Source organism: Psychrobacter sp. T6-5 (assembly GCF_052258485.2).
GTDB lineage: Bacteria > Pseudomonadota > Gammaproteobacteria > Pseudomonadales > Moraxellaceae > Psychrobacter.
The window spans coordinates 1788553-1805551 of sequence record NZ_JBQQEY020000001.1 but is presented as its reverse complement, the minus strand read 5'-3'; the positions used below and the strand labels follow the sequence as shown (position 1 = coordinate 1805551).

Annotated in this window: 13 protein-coding genes and 1 pseudogene; 2 read left to right on the top strand and 12 right to left on the bottom strand. The window is 44.7% G+C overall.

Annotated features, from left to right (window positions below):
• Positions 1-21: 21 nt before the first annotated feature.
• The 5 genes from uvrA to yghU all read right to left on the bottom strand — a co-directional run bounded on the left by uvrA (position 22) and on the right by yghU (position 8679).
• Positions 22-2589, bottom strand: coding sequence for an excinuclease ABC subunit UvrA (gene uvrA, locus ACTXGK_RS22430; protein ID WP_443516382.1), 2568 nt, complete (start codon positions 2587-2589; stop codon positions 22-24).
• Positions 2590-2822: 233 nt separating this feature from the next.
• Positions 2823-4067, bottom strand: coding sequence for a DUF819 family protein (locus ACTXGK_RS22425; protein ID WP_443516384.1), 1245 nt, complete (start codon positions 4065-4067; stop codon positions 2823-2825).
• 213 nt (positions 4068-4280) lie between these two features.
• Complete coding sequence (csdA, locus tag ACTXGK_RS22420; RefSeq protein ID WP_443516385.1) at positions 4281-5951, bottom strand: DEAD/DEAH box helicase CsdA; 1671 nt, start codon at positions 5949-5951, stop codon at positions 4281-4283.
• Positions 5952-6516: 565 nt separating this feature from the next.
• Positions 6517-7599 (bottom strand): DUF1176 domain-containing protein, encoded by a 1083-nt coding sequence (locus ACTXGK_RS22415; protein ID WP_443516386.1) that lies wholly within the window; start codon positions 7597-7599, stop codon positions 6517-6519.
• Between the two features lie 240 nt (positions 7600-7839).
• On the bottom strand, positions 7840-8679 hold the full coding sequence (gene yghU / locus ACTXGK_RS22410) for a glutathione-dependent disulfide-bond oxidoreductase (RefSeq protein WP_443516388.1): 840 nt from the start codon (positions 8677-8679) through the stop codon (positions 7840-7842).
• A 360-nt stretch (positions 8680-9039) separates the two neighbouring features.
• On the opposite strand from yghU, the gene ACTXGK_RS22405 reads away from it, so the two are divergent.
• The gene (locus ACTXGK_RS22405) at positions 9040-10416 is read left to right on the top strand and encodes a DHA2 family efflux MFS transporter permease subunit (protein WP_443516389.1); all 1377 of its coding nucleotides are present in this window, start codon (positions 9040-9042) and stop codon (positions 10414-10416) included.
• A 157-nt stretch (positions 10417-10573) separates the two neighbouring features.
• On the opposite strand, the gene bfr (ACTXGK_RS22400) is transcribed toward ACTXGK_RS22405, so the two are convergent.
• The 3 genes from bfr (ACTXGK_RS22400) to ACTXGK_RS22390 form a co-directional block, all read right to left on the bottom strand.
• On the bottom strand, positions 10574-11056 hold the full coding sequence (gene bfr, locus ACTXGK_RS22400; protein ID WP_443516391.1) for a bacterioferritin: 483 nt from the start codon (positions 11054-11056) through the stop codon (positions 10574-10576).
• Between the two features lie 63 nt (positions 11057-11119).
• Complete coding sequence (gene bfr / locus ACTXGK_RS22395; RefSeq protein WP_075107601.1) at positions 11120-11608, bottom strand: bacterioferritin; 489 nt, start codon at positions 11606-11608, stop codon at positions 11120-11122.
• A gap of 377 nt (positions 11609-11985) precedes the next feature.
• Complete coding sequence (locus ACTXGK_RS22390; protein ID WP_075107600.1) at positions 11986-12177, bottom strand: (2Fe-2S)-binding protein; 192 nt, start codon at positions 12175-12177, stop codon at positions 11986-11988.
• 305 nt (positions 12178-12482) lie between these two features.
• Here ACTXGK_RS22390 and ACTXGK_RS22385 point away from each other — a divergent pair, with 305 nt between their 5' ends.
• Positions 12483-12812: an ArsR/SmtB family transcription factor gene (locus ACTXGK_RS22385; protein ID WP_075107599.1), complete on the top strand. Its 330-nt coding sequence runs from the start codon at positions 12483-12485 to the stop codon at positions 12810-12812.
• A 130-nt stretch (positions 12813-12942) separates the two neighbouring features.
• On the opposite strand, the pseudogene ACTXGK_RS22380 reads toward ACTXGK_RS22385, so the two are convergent.
• The 4 genes and pseudogenes from ACTXGK_RS22380 to ACTXGK_RS22365 all read right to left on the bottom strand — a co-directional run.
• Positions 12943-13662, bottom strand: a pseudogene (locus ACTXGK_RS22380) (sulfate/molybdate ABC transporter ATP-binding protein); the annotation flags it as partial.
• Positions 13663-13759: 97 nt separating this feature from the next.
• Positions 13760-14698 carry a sulfate ABC transporter permease subunit CysW gene (gene cysW, locus ACTXGK_RS22375; protein WP_238038280.1) on the bottom strand — a complete coding sequence of 313 codons (939 nt, stop codon included), beginning with the start codon at positions 14696-14698 and terminating at the stop codon, positions 13760-13762.
• 1 nt (position 14699) lies between these two features.
• Positions 14700-15584: a sulfate ABC transporter permease subunit CysT gene (gene cysT, locus ACTXGK_RS22370; protein WP_071001578.1), complete on the bottom strand. Its 885-nt coding sequence runs from the start codon at positions 15582-15584 to the stop codon at positions 14700-14702.
• Positions 15585-15811: 227 nt separating this feature from the next.
• Positions 15812-16903, bottom strand: coding sequence for a sulfate ABC transporter substrate-binding protein (locus tag ACTXGK_RS22365; protein WP_443516393.1), 1092 nt, complete (start codon positions 16901-16903; stop codon positions 15812-15814).
• Positions 16904-16999: the final 96 nt, after the last annotated feature.

The following is a 16999-nucleotide window of genomic DNA, read 5'->3' as shown; positions in this document are numbered from 1 at the left end:
TCACGCCCTAAAGCCTTATTTTTATACTGATAAAAATGGGGCCGTACGACTGTCTTTTGATCGAGCGACGTCTTCTGGTGTCCCTTGGGCGACAATTAATCCGCCCTCATCACCTGCCCCTGGGCCAATATCGATTACCCAGTCGCTATGGCTAGCCACTTGCATGTCATGCTCAACCATAATGACCGTGTTGCCCGCATCGACCAGACCATTTAATTGCGCCATCAGCATGGATACATCAGCAGGATGTAGACCTGTGGTTGGCTCATCTAAGATATAGAGTGTATCGCCTCGTTGCGGGCGTTGTAGTTCAGTGGCAAGCTTGATGCGCTGTGCTTCACCCCCTGACAGCTCAGTGGCGGGCTGCCCTAAACGTAAGTAGCCAAGACCCACTTGCAGCAATGCATCTAATGCGCGCAAAATAGGCGCTTCATCAATGAAAAACTCATGAGCCGCCTCAACCGTCAAGTTCAGCACCTCGGCGATGTTCTTGTCTCGATACGTGATGGCAAGCGTCTCCTCATCATAACGATCGCCATGACAGACCTGACAAGGTGCATAAACACTTGGTAAAAATAGCAGCTCTACACTGACAAAACCCAAACCTTCACAATTTGGACAGCGGCCTTTTTTGGTGTTAAATGAGAAACGCCCAGCGTCATAGCCATGTGCTTTTGCTTGCTTAGTTGCGGTAAACAGCTTACGCACGTCATCGAACAATCCTGTATAGGTTGCCAAATTGGAGCGCGGTGTCCGCCCAATCGCCTTTTGGTTGATATTAATAAGACGACGAACATGCTCCATGCCAGCGACAATTTCACCACCAGTGACTGTCTCAAGCTCTTGCTCTAGCAAATCCGCTTCACCTACGGGCGCTTCAGTAACCGTTTTTTGACCCAATGCTTCATTGATAAGCTCAACTAACGCTTGGCTGACGAGACTCGACTTACCTGAGCCTGAGACACCCGTGACACTGGTCATTACTCCAAGTGGAAACTCAACGTCTAAGCCTGTTATATTGTTACGCTCGATATTTGCAAGTTTGAGCCATGCTGTCGGTTGCCTCGTGTTAGATTTTGACTGAAGATTCGCCGTGTCGTTGGCAAAGAGATATTGACCCGTATGCGACTGCGCAACCTCACGTAGCCCTTCTACAGGCCCACTATAGACAATCTCACCGCCATGCGTGCCAGCCTTTGGCCCGACATCCACCACCCAATCAGCATGCCTAATCACGCTCACATCGTGCTCAACGACAAACACGGAGTTGCCAGACGCGATCAGCTCATCTAGCGCCCCAAGTAGCGCCTGCGTGTCAGCAGGATGCAAACCTGCTGATGGCTCATCAAGGACATAAACCACGCCAAACAGCTGTGAGCGAATTTGGGTCGCTAACCGCAATCGTTGCAGCTCACCAGGCGATAGCGTTGGTGTGGTACGCTCAAGCGATAAATAGCCCAGACCAAGCCTTGTTAGTGCCTCAATACGAGAGAGAATATCACTAGCAATGCGCTGGGCAACGATGGCTTTTTCGCGGTTTGGTGTGTCATCAGCCACTTTGGTGTGTGCCGTATTTTCAAGTTTGATGGCCATCTCCGTCAATGTGAGCTGTGATAGCTCACCGATATCGAGTCCTGCAAACTTAACTGATAGCGATTCTTTCTTTAGTTTTTTGCCATGACATTCTGGACACTCAGATATCTGCATGAACTGCGAAACGCGTTTTTTGGTGCGCGGGCTTTGGGTCGTTGCAAAAGAATGCAAAATAAAGTTTTTGGCACTGGTAAACGTACCCATATAATTTGGCTTTTCCCCTTTCTCAATCGCCTCGCGTGTCTGTTCTATATCGTATTCAGGATAAACAGGCACCGTTGGCGTCTCATCGGTAAACAAAATCCAGTCGCGGGTCTTCTTTGGCAGGGTGTGCCAAGGCTTATCGATATCATAGCCTAGTGTGGTCAATATACGGCTCAGGTTTTGACCTTGCCATGCCGGTGGCCATGCCGCAATCGCCCGCTCGCGAATGCTCTTGGTATTATCGGGTACCAGCAGCTCCTCGGTGACCTCAAACACACGACCGATACCTGAACACGTCGGACAAGCACCATCTGGCGTATTGGGAGAGAATGCATCGGCATACAGTATCTCTTGGCCGGCGGGATACTCTCCGGCTCGTGAGTACAGCATACGCAAGCCATTAGAAATAGTCGTCACACTACCCACAGACGAGCGCACTGACGGCGTACCTCGCTTTTGCTGTAGAGCAACTGCTGGCGGTAACCCTTCTATAGTATCGACATCGGGTTCATCAACCTGATCGATGAGTCTTCTTGCATAAGGCGATACTGAATCAAGATAGCGGCGCTGTGACTCGGCAAATAACGTACCGAATGCCAGTGATGATTTTCCTGAACCAGATATACCCGTAAACACTACCAGTGCATTACGCGGTAAATCCACATCGACATTCTTTAAATTATGAACACGTGCACCTCTGACCTGAATGTTTTCTTGGTTGGGGTTGTATAGAGCGTTCTTGACGATACTTGTATTATTTGCTGTTTCTTCTAATTTTTTTGGATTGGCCATAACGCTATTTTTCCTATTGAGTCGCTATTTATTGCTAACGTATTTATTATTATTCATCTGAGTAGCAGGAAGGTTAACACGTACTCATGCAGGGTTATGGCAAGGCTTACGTATCAATAGCATAGATAGACAAAACGACAACTTAAGTCATTAGGCACCCTATAATAAAAAAACCCGCAGTCATTGCGGGTTTTTTTAGGAAAAATACTATCAGAATATGGATAACCTAAATACTAACCCACTACCAAGCGCATCAATTGGGTACTGATATACCCGCCAAATGTCCCCACCGCATAGCCCATAATGCCCAAAAACACACCAACAGGCGCAAGCGACGGATGAAAAGCCGTCGCGACAATCGGTGCCGATGATGCGCCGCCTGTATTGGCATTCGAGCCAACCGCCAAAAAGAAAAACGGCGCACGGATAAGTCTGGCAACAGCAAAGATAATCACCACGTGTATACTCATCCATAAAAAGCCGATAAGCAATAGCCGCCACTGCGAGACAATACCCGCCAAATTAATCTGCATACCAATCGCGGCAATCAGCACGAAGATAAATACGGTACCCATTTTGGAAGCGCCAACATGGTCAAGGCGACGAATCTTAGTAAAAGAAAAAATGACGCCTATCAACGTAATAATGACTACCATCCAAAAGAATGAACTGGCAAAACTATATTGCACTGCCCATTTATATGGGGCAAAAAAGTCAGCAATTTGTCCACCAACAAAGTGCGCCACTCCGACCATGGCAAAGCACAAACCAAACATTACCATCAAATCATTGATGGTGGCTGGGCGGGCATGATCGCGCTCATAGCTCTCAACGGCTTTGATAACTTTATCAATGCTACTGGTATCCGCTCGCAAGAATCGATCGATCTTTGCGCTGTGTTTTGCCATTACTAATATTGCCAATAACCATAATGAGGCATTAGTGGCATCCACCAAGATCATCATGCCAAATAGATCATCACTGACCCCAAACAGCTCCTTCATTGCTGCTTGGTTCGCCGCGCCGCCGATCCAGCTGCCCGCTACAGCAGAAAATCCGCGCCACAGCGTATCGTCGACAAACATCTCAGGTGATACCCATTTGGCGATTCCTAAGCTAATAGGCCCACTGATAATGATAGCGATACTGGCAGCAAAGAACATCGCAATGACCTTCCAGCCCAAACCTAATATTTTGGGAACATCCATGGATAAGGTCATCAATAGCAAACTTGCTGGCAGCAAATACGTGGCGGTAAAACCATAAATCTGCGCGCCAACGCCGTCGGCGAACACCCCTAAGCTGTTTAGGGTGGCGGGTATAAAACAGCACAGTACAATGCCGGGTAATACCGCATAAAACCGTCGCCAAAACTTACCCGGTAAGCCTTGGGTATAAAAGACCAAGCCGATGATGGCCATGATAATGCCAAAGGCTAGTGGTAGGCTATCAATTGCTAAACTTGAAGTGCTAGGCATCAAAGTGCTCCGAGACAGATAACTGGCAAAAGTGAATCAGTATAGACAAGGCAAAAAAGTCGCGCAAGCAGGCATGGCGACGGCTCTCATGACCACAAAGTTTTTTATCAACAGATAAAACATAAAAAAAGCCAGATAACAAGTATCTGGCTTTTTGCTGCTATCTTTAGACGATTAATGAATTAGTAGCTTTAATCGTTCGTTATAGCGATATTATGAGTTTTTACCACGGTTGCCGCCGTTTGGACGACCTTGACCACGGCTGTCAGAACGACTTGCTGGACGACCTTGGCTGCCACTTGGACGACCGCGACCAGTTGCAGCGCGCTCACCACGTGGAACGCCATTGCTATCACCGCGGCTTGGACCACCAGTACGCTTGCCTTGATACGGCTTGCCACCTGAACGCTCATTTGGTTTGCCAGACGTGTCACGTGGCTTACCTTGATAACCGCTGTCGTTGCTTGCGCGTTGACCAGTTGGTGCGCTGTCGCTTGAACGCCCACGACCTTGACCACCACCGCTAGATTTACCAGCATAGCCACCGCTTGAACGCCCACGGCCTTGACCGCCGCCGTTAGAACGACCGCGACCACGGCCACGACCATTACCTTTGTTTTCGCTAGGTACGTACGTTTTCTTAGGTTCCATACCTTCGATAACGCATACTTCCATTTTGCGATCTAAATAGCGGTTGATAGCATTCAGTTGTGGACGATCATCCATGCTGCATAGACTGATAGCAACACCAGTACGACCAGCACGACCACAACGACCGATACGATGGACGTAATCTTCAGTCTGACGTGGCAAGTCATAGTTGATGACGTGCGAGATAGCTGGGATATCTAGACCACGAGCTGCAACATCAGTCGCTACTAGGATTTTTACTTTACCATTACGCAAGTCTTGAACAATACGGTTACGCTTGCTCTGTGGCAAGTCACCATGTAGGAAGCTTGCTTTGTGCCCCGCTTCTTGTAGCTGTTTAGCCAGTTTTTCAGTGCTACGTTTGGTAGCAGCAAAGATAATGATCTGTTCCATATCTTGCTGGCAAACGATTTTGTCAAGTAAACGGTTTTTATGATCAAAATCATCACAGTAGTACACTTTTTCTTCGATGTGTGCAGATTCTACTTTGATTGATACACGCTCAGGGTTCTTAGTGAAGCTGGCAGCAATTTTACCGACTGGGCCATCCCAAGTTGCTGAACACATGATCGTTTGACGATCGACTGGTGCTGCACGAAGGATATCACTGATATCATCAGCAAAACCCATATCTAGCATACGATCCGCTTCGTCAAGTACCAATACTTCTAGGTTTGATAGATCAACGCGACCTGCATTGATATGATCAAGTAGACGACCAGGCGTCGCAACGATTACTTGAACGCCTTTTTTCAAAGCAGTGATCTGACCGTTATATGGTGCGCCGCCAACTAGTGGGACACAAAATAGACCGCGCATGTCTTTAGAATACGTACGAACGCTGTCATGTACTTGCTGAGCAAGTTCACGCGTTGGTGTTAGGATAAGTGCTTTGGTTAGTTTGTCAAAGCTAGTGGCACGGCTCAAACGGTCAAGTACAGGGATAACGAAAGCCGCTGTTTTACCACTACCCGTTTGCGCTGACAATAAAAGGTCACGGCCGGCTAGAGCAAAAGGAATGGCTTGTTCTTGAATAGGGGTTGGATTGGTATAGCCACTGCGATCAAGTGCAGTAAGAATTGGTTTAGCAATGCCAAGATCAGTAAAGGTGACTTTGTTTTCTTCAGCAGCGTCAGTGGTAGCCGCTTGAGTATTGGTGTCAGTATTTGCAGTAGTGTCGTTGCTTTCGATGATGCCGTTTTCAGCAGCGATTGCAGATAAGATGTCAGTCATAGTAATCCTTGGTAAGTATAAGCTGCTGTAAATTCAGCAAACTTGATGCATACCACTGATAACCGTTCATCACGCTGCTTTTATTAAAGGTTACCGAGCAACACAAAAGTGTCGATAATCAGAAACCAAGCCAATAGAGCTTAGCGTCTTTATAATAAATGCGTTCGTGCTGTCTGACGTATTTTGGTGGTAGTGCCGAGTGTCTTATCCATGCTTGATATACGCATATTATCAATGCTTTGTCCAAAGCAGATAATCGCAAACAGCAACCAATCTAGACCCTATATAGGTCAGTAGATAAGATATGAGTCAAAAATAACTGATATGTTTAAGGCGTTATTTAAGTACACAAAATCATCGGCAACAATTACTTATGGTCATCCTAGACCCAAAATCGCAGGCGATGTTATCAATCTCATAATTCACGAAAGCCTAAGCTAACGTGGCGACGCAGTATAGCACAATAAAAAATTATGTGTAGCCATTTATTCAATTACTGAGTAAATAGACCGAATAAGTCCTCTATTGAGCATACTAAACGTCTCATTCAATAAAAAATCGGTGATTATTTGACTACTTTAACATCCGTGACATAAGTCGGCAGCTGCCATGCCCCGCCCGCTTCGATGAGACGGCATAGTCCAGTGGTGCTTTCATGGCTTTTCTCAAATGCGCGGCCTGTCCACACCCAATCGACTCTACTCATACAGTCGCCAATACCGCGGCCTTTTTGTACTGAGCTAAGCTTACCTTTGTCGTAATTGGTGGCGCTAGTTGTGACCAATGTCGGCTTGTAAGGCTTACTATCATTGATCACCCACGCGCCACTACCTGCATTGTAAGCAGCTGTCCAACAATCATGCTGTGCGAGCAGCTGTGAATCATTTAGGCGACTGACACGCCAAGGTGACTTGTCTGATAGATTTGGGCAGTCAGCATCGGCATCTTTCATCGTTCCTTTCATCAATGAAGCCAATTGAGAGGATCTCATGACAAACTTTTTATCGCTAGCAGCAGACTTGCCACTAGGCTCTACAAAACGTAATACTGGTACAGCTTTGGGTGGCAATACACTGCTGTTAGATTTTATGGCCTCATTGCTATTTATAAAGGCGCTTGGTGTGCCTACTCTTCCTTGGACATCATCAGCTTTTAGCATCACTGCACTAGCGCCTTTATCTGAAAGCTGCCAGCGTGAGTTGCGCAGTGCTAGCGTAATCTTGCTTGATCTTTGAAGCGCGCTTAGGAGTGCTGTAACCTGTGCTTGGGTTAGCTCAGCACTGCCTGCTGCTGCAGAATACGGCTTGGTTTCGCCATAATTTCGATCGTTAATAAATAGTGATATTCGGTGACGGTTACCCAATTGCATTAAGGCTTTAGAAGAGCTGTCTTTAGCGCCACCAAGCTTTACTTTACCATCCACAGCAGCATCTGCGCCTGCACGGCAAGTCAGTAAGATAGATACTGGAAACTCACTGTTATTGTCTGCTTGATATCCTGCTAGCCGACAAGTACGGGTATTATCACAGACCACCTGCCAATCTTGGCTAGTAAACTCAGTTTCGGTGTGCGCCATACTTGCTGTACTAAACAAAGCCATGCTAACTGCTGCAAGCATAGGTAAGCGCATTTTATTATTGTGTTTCATAATCCATTACTCATCAATCAAATAAGTATAAACACCTGTCTGTCACGGTGATAAGCGGTTATCTTAACGCACTAATGTTTCTATCTGTTGTACTAATGTACCATTATGTAAATACAAAAGGAAGTGATCATCGATTATATATTCATTATTTTAAATATAATAAAAATAGGCCGATAAGTGAGTAACTTACCGGCCTAACTGTAATAATTGAAAATAATTAAATGATATTCGCGCTAATAATCAATCGATTGGTTTTAGTTCTAGCTCTACAGCACGCTTGACGGCAGGTCTCTCAGCAATTTTTTTCGCCCAACGCTGTATGTGCTTATAGTCTTGTACTTGTAAAAACTCTGCCGCATCGTATAGCTTACCGAGTACCAACTGTCCATACCATGCCCAAATGATCATATCGGCAATATTATAATCACCCTCATCATTACCGCATAGGTACTCACTGTCTTTTAGATGGGTATCTAATACATCAAGCTGACGTTTAGTCTCCATCGTATAACGATTAATTGGATATTCTAATGGCTCTGGTGCATAGGCATAAAAATGTCCAAAGCCGCCACCTAAGAAAGGTGCACTACCCATTTGCCACATGATCCACGACAGACAATCCGCTCGCGCTTTTCCTGGCGACAAAGGTAGGAATTTGTCAAACTTTTCTGCCAGATACATCAAGATAGCGCCCGACTCAAAAAGAGCAATCGGCTCGCCAGCGGTATCAGCAGAATGATCGACCAACGCTGGAATTTTTGAGTTGGGGTTAATCGCTACAAATCCTGAGCCAAACTGTTCACCTTGCGAAATATCAATTTTATAAGCATCGTACTCAGCACCGCTAATACCAAGCTCTGCCAGCTCTTCTAATAAGATATTTACCTTGACGCCATTGGGTGTGTTTAGTGAGTATAGCTGTAGCGGAGCATCGCCTACTGGTAGCTCTTGATCATAACGAGCGCCAGAGGTTGGGCGGTTGATGCTTGCGAACTTACCGCCGTTATCTTTGTCTTGTGTCCAAACTTTAGGCGGTACATATTTATCGTTTTGTGTGTCACTGGTTAATGCATTACTCATAAAATATCCTTAGTTATTATTGCCATTATTTTTGGTTATATTAGCTTTTACTTATCTTAGTACTGTTTTTTTTGATAGCCATGCTAATCATTCTATTAATTACCATGCTATTTGTTAGCTAGGCTTTACTATAACGATAACCTCTGCTGATATTAAAGTCTTCTCTTGTAATCAATGTTACGATTTTGCTGTGATTAATGACATACCACTCAATGACCCAAGCCCGCCATAATGCTTCGTTACCTTGAGGCACTTTAATTACCCTCTAAGCTTTCTTATACTACTCAACTTATATCGCGCAATCTGTCCGTAAAGACGCGAACCTCTCGATTTTATAATAAGATATCCAATGGGATTGACATGCTGACGCTCACCCCAACGCAAAATAAATACCTACCCTATGTCCTAGCGGTAGCGTTATTTATGCAAATTTTAGATGCCACTATTTTGAACACCGCATTGCCACAAATGGCATTAGCGTTGGATGAATCACCGTTAAAAATGCAATGGGCCGTTATCAGCTATGCGCTCACCTTAGCCATTTTTATCCCAATTAGCGGGTTTTTGGCAGATAAGTATGGTACACGCCGTGTTTTCCTATCAGCCATTGTGATATTTTGCGTGGGCTCACTACTGTGCGCTATGGCCTCTACGTTAAATTTTTTGGTCATCTCACGAGTGATACAAGGCATTGGTGGTGCCATGATGACTCCGGTTGGACGCTTGATTTTGGTCAAGTCCTACCCACGTAATCAGTTGCTAACGGTGATGAATTTTGCAGTGATTCCTGCTTTGGTCGCGCCATTGGTTGGGCCTTTGCTTGGGGGTTATTTAGTGCAATATGCCAGCTGGCATTGGATATTTTTGATCAATATTCCGATGGGTGTGGTGGGTTTTTTGATTGGCAAAAAACTAATACCAGCACTATTTGGCGACAAACAGTCGCTAGACTGGCTGGGTTTTGGGCTGTTTGCATTGGGTGCGTGCGCGTTGACGTTAGCGGTTGAGATGGGTTCAAAAGTCGGTCACGGTTACAATGCGCTATTGCTAGCTGCCGCATCGATTGGTTTTTTACTGGCGTATGTATGGCATGCCAAACGCCATGTTGCGCCGCTCTTTTCTTTGACACTCTTTAATGTACCCACTTTTCGTATTGGTATTACTGGCAATCTATCCACTCGTATTGGCATCAGTGCCGTGCCTTTTTTATTACCATTACTATTACAAGTCGTGTTTGAATACACACCTTCGCAGGCAGGCTGGTTATTAGCACCCATTGCAGTTGGTGCACTTGGGATAAAACCCTTTGTCAGCAAAATTATCCAGCGTTACAGCTACCGCGTGGTATTGGTATACAATACCCTTATTTTAGGTTTACTGATTATTGTACTAGGACTGTTCTCAGATGCGGCGCAGTGGCCGTGGATGATCCCGGTGCTGATTGTGATTGGTGTTTGTAACTCAATCCAGTTCAGTGCCATGAATACCATCACTATCGGCGATCTACAAGGGGCACAGACCAGTAGTGGCAACAGCTTGATGGCCGTCAATCAGCAGATGGCAATCGGATTGGGTATTGCCTTTGGTGCCGCACTGCTTAACTTGTTACGTGAGCGGTTTCAAATTGATACCCTACTTGCTTTTCAGGTCACTTATTGGATATTGGGCGGCTTTACCATTCTCTCAGGATTGGGCTTTTTACGGTTAAAACCAGAAGATGGGCGTGGTTTGTATTAACTACCTCGGTAAATACTTAAAAGTTGATTGCCTCGTATAAGTCTTTAGTGGTTTCTAAATGTAAAAAAGCCAGCGTATGTTTTGGTTAAAAACCAATCACACGCTGGCAAGTTTGCTTCATTGCTAACTGAGACGAATGCTAATTGAGACTAATTGCTTATGGCGCGTCATCATCACTGATTTGTGATTGTATATAGCGTTCTACACCCATACTTTCAATCAAATCTTCTTGCGTCTCTAGCCAATCTTGATATTCTTCATTACCATCTTTTAGCGTAACTAGTAGGTGACGAGACACATAGTCAGACTTTGTCTCGCATAGGGTGATTGCATCCGTAATGATGCTGAATTTTTGTTTCTCTAAACGCAGGTTGCACTCAATTACTTCGGGCACATCTTCACCGACCAATACCTTACCCAATTCCTGTAAGTTAGGTAAACCACCTAACAGCAAGATACGCGCAATCAAATCATCTGACCATTTCATCTCAGCGATAGACTGCTTATAAAGTGAGTCGTTAAGCGCTTCTAAGCCCCAATGACGGGCAATACGTGCGTGCAAGAAATACTGGTTAATCGCAATTAATGATTGGCCAAGCACCTTGTTTAATGCACGGATGACCTCTTTATCCCCTTTCATGATCTCTCTCCCTTTCCTATTTATACTAAATGCTATATTTTTTTATTCGTATCTGTGATGATATCAAACAAGATTAGGAGTGACTTCAGCCATCTGGGTTTGTAGATAATTAGGCAGACCAATCATGTCAATTAAGCGTAACTGTTGTTCAAGCCAATGCGCATGGTCTTCTTCAGTATCTTTTAGCTGCTCAACGAGCATCTCACGTGTGACATAGTCGTGCTCTGCTTCACAAAGCGCAATGCCTTCTTTTAGATGTTTCTGTACTTTATATTCTAGATCAAGGTCAATTTGCAACATCTCAGGGACAGTGCTGCCGATATTGATCGTATCAACCGTCATTTTTGGCGTACCACTTAGCATCAAGATACGACGAATAATTGCTTGTGCGTGTAGTGTTTCGTCTTCCATTTCATGATGGATACGATCGTACAATTTGCCATAATGCCATTCAGCATACATCTCTGAATGGATAAAATACTGGTCACGTGCAGCCAGCTCGCCGCCTAACAAGAAATTCAAATAATCAATGACTTTTTGACTGCCTATCATAATATACACTCCTCTATTTATTTTTTACAGACCGTTATATATCCACATTTTTACATATAAAGACAGTGGAATCGGTAAACTGATCAGTAAAGGGTCAAATCAATAAAACGTCTTACAATCTTAGACAGATATAGTAGCATACAGTCGCCATGTGGCATGTAATGTTGTGAACTAAGAACAAGATGCTAATTGAGAATTGTAATTAGCTACAGTTGTCAGTCACGATACTTGACACAAATTGATAGCAGCGATGTTGGCGTATCAATGAGGTTATATGGACGCCTGCAACCTACTCCTTATGTATAATGAAAGAATAGATGCAAGATATTGAATATATTTGGTTAGATTAGAGACAAGATTGACTAAGCTGAAAGTAGTTATACTGCATACGCTAAGACATCGAGTGCTGCGTGATGCTCGTCTAAGTAATCATTGACCATAGGCTCACAGCATCCACAGCAAGTTGCAACGTCGAGAGTGTCTTTTAGACCATCAAGGGTATCTACACCAGAAGCAATGGCTGCTTTGATTTGCTTTTCTTTGACGTTATTACAGATACATACGTACATGGATTGGCTCCTCTGATTACCACTATTTGAGCGACTACTTGCTCAGCATCACGCTGATTACATGCAGTATAATAACGATAATTGTTATCATTTTCAATAACATTCGGAACATTTTTTGGTCATGATGGTACTGTTGTATTTCGCACCATTCATCTATGTAAGTGGATATAAGCGTCCATGTAACCGAATATTATAGAAGGTAGTAAATTAACGATGAACTGTAATTTTGCTTATTTTTTAATCGATTTTCTAGATAACTGCTGTTATATTGAACCCCTATAAACGAAGTCCATTGGAATTTTCCTATGTCTGATAATAATTTTACGATACGACCTATCGATTTGTTCAAAGTCTTATCTGATCCAACACGCCTAAAAATATTTCAAATTCTCTTTAAAAAAGAAGCACGCTGTGTGGGTGATTTGGTAGACATGCTTGATCAACCGCAACCAACGATATCGCGTCATTTGAACCATTTGAAAAAACTGGGTATCTTAAGCTGTGTACGTGACGGTACATGGATGTGGTACGAAGTCGCTGATGACTTACCAGAATGGTGTCAAGACATCTTGAATATCACTTATGATCAACTCTCTCCAAGCGATTCAGATAAAGATGAATCGAGACTTGCTTAAAGGTTATAAATAGACAAGTGTAGTTCATTGCACTCTGTACGATTCAACAAGCCAAAAAAAATCCTACTTAGGTAGGATTTTTTTTGGCTTATCGATCATGAATGACAATGAGTTAAAAGCTAAGCCGCTAAGCCAAATCCAAGAAGTCACTGATAAAGGCATTGGCTGGGCGATGTATCAGTTCCTCTGACGTTCCTACCTGCTCTACTCGACCTTGATTCATGACGACGATCTCGTCCGATACGGCGCGGGCTTCTTCTTGATCATGGGTCACCATGATGCTTGTGATACCAAGCTCGTGGTGGATGTTCTTTAACCAAGTGCGCAGCTCTTTACGTACCTTGGCATCTAACGCACCAAATGGCTCATCCAGCAGTAGCAGCTTTGGCTTGACCGCAAGTGCCCGTGCCAGTGCAATTCGCTGACGCTGACCACCTGATAGTTGGTGCGGATACGCATTAGCGACTTGTGGGAGCTGTACCAGATCTAGCAGCTCTGCCACGCGCTTATTGATATCTGCTTTGCTAGGACGCTCATTTTTTGGCAGCAACGTCAATCCAAAGGCAACATTATCCGCGATGTTCTTATGACGGAACAACGCATAATGCTGAAACATAAAGCCAATATGACGCTTCTGTACCGGCGTATTAGTGACATCCAGCTCATCAAACAGCACCTGTCCAGAGTCGGCATATTCCAGACCCGCTATGATACGTAGCAATGTGGTCTTACCACAACCTGATGGGCCTAGCAACGTCGTCAGCTTGCCAGTTGGCACAGTAATATTGATGTTGTCTAAAGCCGTAAAGTCACCAAATTTTTTATTAACGTTGCGAATCTCAATGCTCATAATGGTATCTCTTATAATATCTTTTGTCGTATTGAGACTGATGTCTTAACGACTGTGTCAATATGATTGAACAACCCTGAATACTTACCCAAACAACTTATAGCTTACTAGCACTCTCAGCCGTTGAGGTCGTTGCATTGGCACTCACTGGTAGCTCAGGAGCAGCCGCTAAACGTTCAGACTTAGCAAATTTGCGCTCTTGCATTTTGGTCATGACTTGCTGAATCAGTAGCGTCACTAGGGCAAGTGCGGCAAGTAAGCTCGATAAGGCAAATGCAGCGGTAAAGTTATAATCATTATAGGCAATCTCAACCAATAGCGGCATGGTATTGGTCTCGCCGCGAATGTGACCAGATACAACACTAACAGCGCCAAACTCGCCCATCGCACGTGCATTGGTCAAAATCAAACCATATAGCAGCGCCCATTTAATATTAGGTAATGTCACATGCCAAAAGGTTTGCCAACCAGTCGCACCCAAGGTCAATGCGGCCTGCTCTTCAGAGTCGCCTTGAGTTTGCATCAGTGGTATTAGCTCACGTGCCACAAACGGAAAGGTCACAAATAGCGTCGCCAAAATAATACCAGGCACTGCATAGATCACCTGAAAACCCATGCTCTCAAGCCAGCCGCCGATCGTAGAGTTCAGTCCGAATAACAGCACAAACATCAAACCGGCAACGACGGGCGAGACAGAAAATGGCAAATCAAGTAACGTCGTCACCAACTGCTTACCTTTGAACTGATAGCGTGTAACCAACCATGCAATCGCAATACCCATGACCATGTTGATCGGTAAAACAATCGCCGCTGTGATCAATGTAAGTTTGATCGCTTGTAAGGCCTCAGGGTCAACCAATGACGCAAGATATAACTGCCAGCCATTTTTGAAAGCCTCATAAAACACAGCCAATAATGGCACCACTAGCATTAATACCATAAACAGCACAGCGATAACAATAAAGGTGCGGCGTATCCATGGCGTGTCTTTGGTCGCAGCGTTGCTTTGGTAGTCGTAGCTATTAGATATTTGCATATTAGCGAGCTCCTACGCGGCGCGACAGTTTCCACTGCATGATATTGATGGTCAATAAAATCACAAACGATATAAGTAGCATAAACAGTGCAACCGCAGAAGCACCTTGAACATCGAACTGCTCAAGTTTACTGATAATGATGAGCGGCAAAATCTCAGATTGCATCGGAATATTACCCGCGATAAAAATAACGGAGCCATACTCGCCAGTAGCACGGGCAAACATCATCCCGGCACCCATGAGTAAGGCAGGCAGTAGCTCTGGCAAAATCACTTTGCGAAAGGTGGTTAAGCGATTAGCGCCCAATACGGCTGCGGCTTCTTCAAACTCAACTGATAGCTCTGCGAGTACAGGCTGTACTGCACGGACAATAAAGGGGAAGCTCACCACAACCAATGCCAGCCAAATACCTATCGGCGTAAAGGCGACCTGAATATCGAACTTGGCGAACCATTGACCAATCAAGCCATTAGGCGCGTACAGTGTTGCAAGCGAGATACCCGTCACTGCGGTTGGTAGTGCAAATGGCAAATCAACCAAGGCATTAATTAACGACTTACCCCAAAACTCATAACGCACTAGGACCCACGCGACAAGCGTACCGAATACCATATTGGTGAGCATCGCTAAAAACGACATCCATAAGCTGAGCTTAATTGCAGCAGTGACTTGCGGCTGGGTGATGGTTTCCCAAAAACCCGTCCAACCCATCTGAGTTGTGGTATAGGCCATCATGGCAAACGGTAGCACCACTAGTAATGACAAACTAAAGACAGTGATGCCCATGCTCAGACCAAACCCAGGTAGCACATTGCGCTGACGCAAGCGTGTCAACCACCCTTTTTTGTTGGTGGGTTTGCTGGCAGAAGAAGATGTTGCACTCATAGTGATGTCCTATTGCCTAACTGATGGTACTTAGCGAGGGTGCTCACCGTAAGACCATTATTATCACAACTATTATTAAAATTATTATTGGTCGGCTTACAATATAAAGGACATAGTGCGTACGACCATGTCCTTTATGGGGTGCTTCATGACTGACTGTACGATTAACTGCTTCGACCAGTTTCAGTGGTTAGCGCAGTAGCGGCTCTTATATACGTAGCAGGCGATTACTGCGGCGCATTAACAGCCAACTGATCAAACACACCGCCATCACTGAAGTAAGTGCTCATGATCTCATCCCATGTGCCAAAGGCATCGTTCGGGCGGAAAGTCTCAACAGGTGGTAATTTATCACCGTTTTTGTCAAGCACGCTTTTGACGCTAGGACGTAAGTATAAATCGGCCGCTAGTTGCTGAGCAGGCTCACTCCATAAATAATCAAGATACGCTTTGGCCGCGTCTGTGGTACCTTTTTTGTCTGTTACCGTCTTCACGACAGCCACAGGGCTTTCTGATTTAATTGAGTATTTTGGATACACGATGTCTACTTGACCCGCACCAAAGTCAGTCGCTGCAAGGTTGGCTTCATTCTCAAAAGTAACCAAGACATCACCGATACCGCGCTGTACGAAAGTCGTTGTCGCGGCACGTCCGCCGTTTTCATAAACCTTGACATTTTTTAGCATGTCTTTGACGTAGCCTTTGGCTTTTGTTTCATCTTGATTAAAAGCATGTAGACCATAACCATAAGCACCTAAGAATGCATAACGACCGTTACCCGTCACCTTTGGGTTGGCCATGACAATCTCAACACCGTCTTTGGTCAAATCTTCCCAGTCTTTGATATTTTTTGGATTGTCTTTACGTACCAAAAATACGATAGTACTGGTAAAAGGAACGGCATTATCAGGGAACTTGCTTTCCCAATCTGACTCAACCAAGCCTTTTTTCTCAAGTAGCTCGATATCAGAGCCTTGGTTCATAGTGGCAACATCGGCTTGTAGACCATTAGCCACAGACAGTGCCTGTTTGCTTGAGCCACCATGTGACTGCTTGATTAGAATCTTGCTGTCTGGATGCTCAGCTTTATAATGCTCAACAAACAAAGGGTTGTAGTCTTTATAAAAGTCACGTGCCACATCGTATGAGACATTGAGTAGCTCAATATTCTGCCCTTCTGTCGTCGCTGAACCGTCAGCTGCCGCCTCAGTAGTCTCACTGTTGCTACAGCCAGCTAGACCCAATGTCAAAGCAACGCCAGCAATACTCAAGGCACTAAGGGTTTTACTCTTTTGTTGATAACGAGCTACGTCTGTCATAAATACCTCAAAGATGTCTGTTATGTAATGCAAGTATGCTAACAGCGCCATCTTATTATGTTTAATGATGAATATGCGTATGTTATTGCCAAAAGG

What these genes read in the sequence shown, in the direction of transcription:
- uvrA (WP_443516382.1), bottom strand. Translation starts at nt 2,589, where the DNA reads ATGGCCAATCCAAAAAAATTAGAAGAAACAGCAAATAATACAAGTATC.
- ACTXGK_RS22425 (WP_443516384.1), bottom strand. Translation starts at nt 4,067, where the DNA reads ATGCCTAGCACTTCAAGTTTAGCAATTGATAGCCTACCACTAGCCTTT.
- csdA (WP_443516385.1), bottom strand. Translation starts at nt 5,951, where the DNA reads ATGACTGACATCTTATCTGCAATCGCTGCTGAAAACGGCATCATCGAA.
- ACTXGK_RS22415 (WP_443516386.1), bottom strand. Translation starts at nt 7,599, where the DNA reads ATGAAACACAATAATAAAATGCGCTTACCTATGCTTGCAGCAGTTAGC.
- yghU (WP_443516388.1), bottom strand. Translation starts at nt 8,679, where the DNA reads ATGAGTAATGCATTAACCAGTGACACACAAAACGATAAATATGTACCG.
- ACTXGK_RS22405 (WP_443516389.1), top strand. Translation starts at nt 9,040, where the DNA reads ATGCTGACGCTCACCCCAACGCAAAATAAATACCTACCCTATGTCCTA.
- bfr (WP_443516391.1), bottom strand. Translation starts at nt 11,056, where the DNA reads ATGAAAGGGGATAAAGAGGTCATCCGTGCATTAAACAAGGTGCTTGGC.
- bfr (WP_075107601.1), bottom strand. Translation starts at nt 11,608, where the DNA reads ATGATAGGCAGTCAAAAAGTCATTGATTATTTGAATTTCTTGTTAGGC.
- ACTXGK_RS22390 (WP_075107600.1), bottom strand. Translation starts at nt 12,177, where the DNA reads ATGTACGTATGTATCTGTAATAACGTCAAAGAAAAGCAAATCAAAGCA.
- ACTXGK_RS22385 (WP_075107599.1), top strand. Translation starts at nt 12,483, where the DNA reads ATGTCTGATAATAATTTTACGATACGACCTATCGATTTGTTCAAAGTC.
- cysW (WP_238038280.1), bottom strand. Translation starts at nt 14,698, where the DNA reads ATGCAAATATCTAATAGCTACGACTACCAAAGCAACGCTGCGACCAAA.
- cysT (WP_071001578.1), bottom strand. Translation starts at nt 15,584, where the DNA reads ATGAGTGCAACATCTTCTTCTGCCAGCAAACCCACCAACAAAAAAGGG.
- ACTXGK_RS22365 (WP_443516393.1), bottom strand. Translation starts at nt 16,903, where the DNA reads ATGACAGACGTAGCTCGTTATCAACAAAAGAGTAAAACCCTTAGTGCC.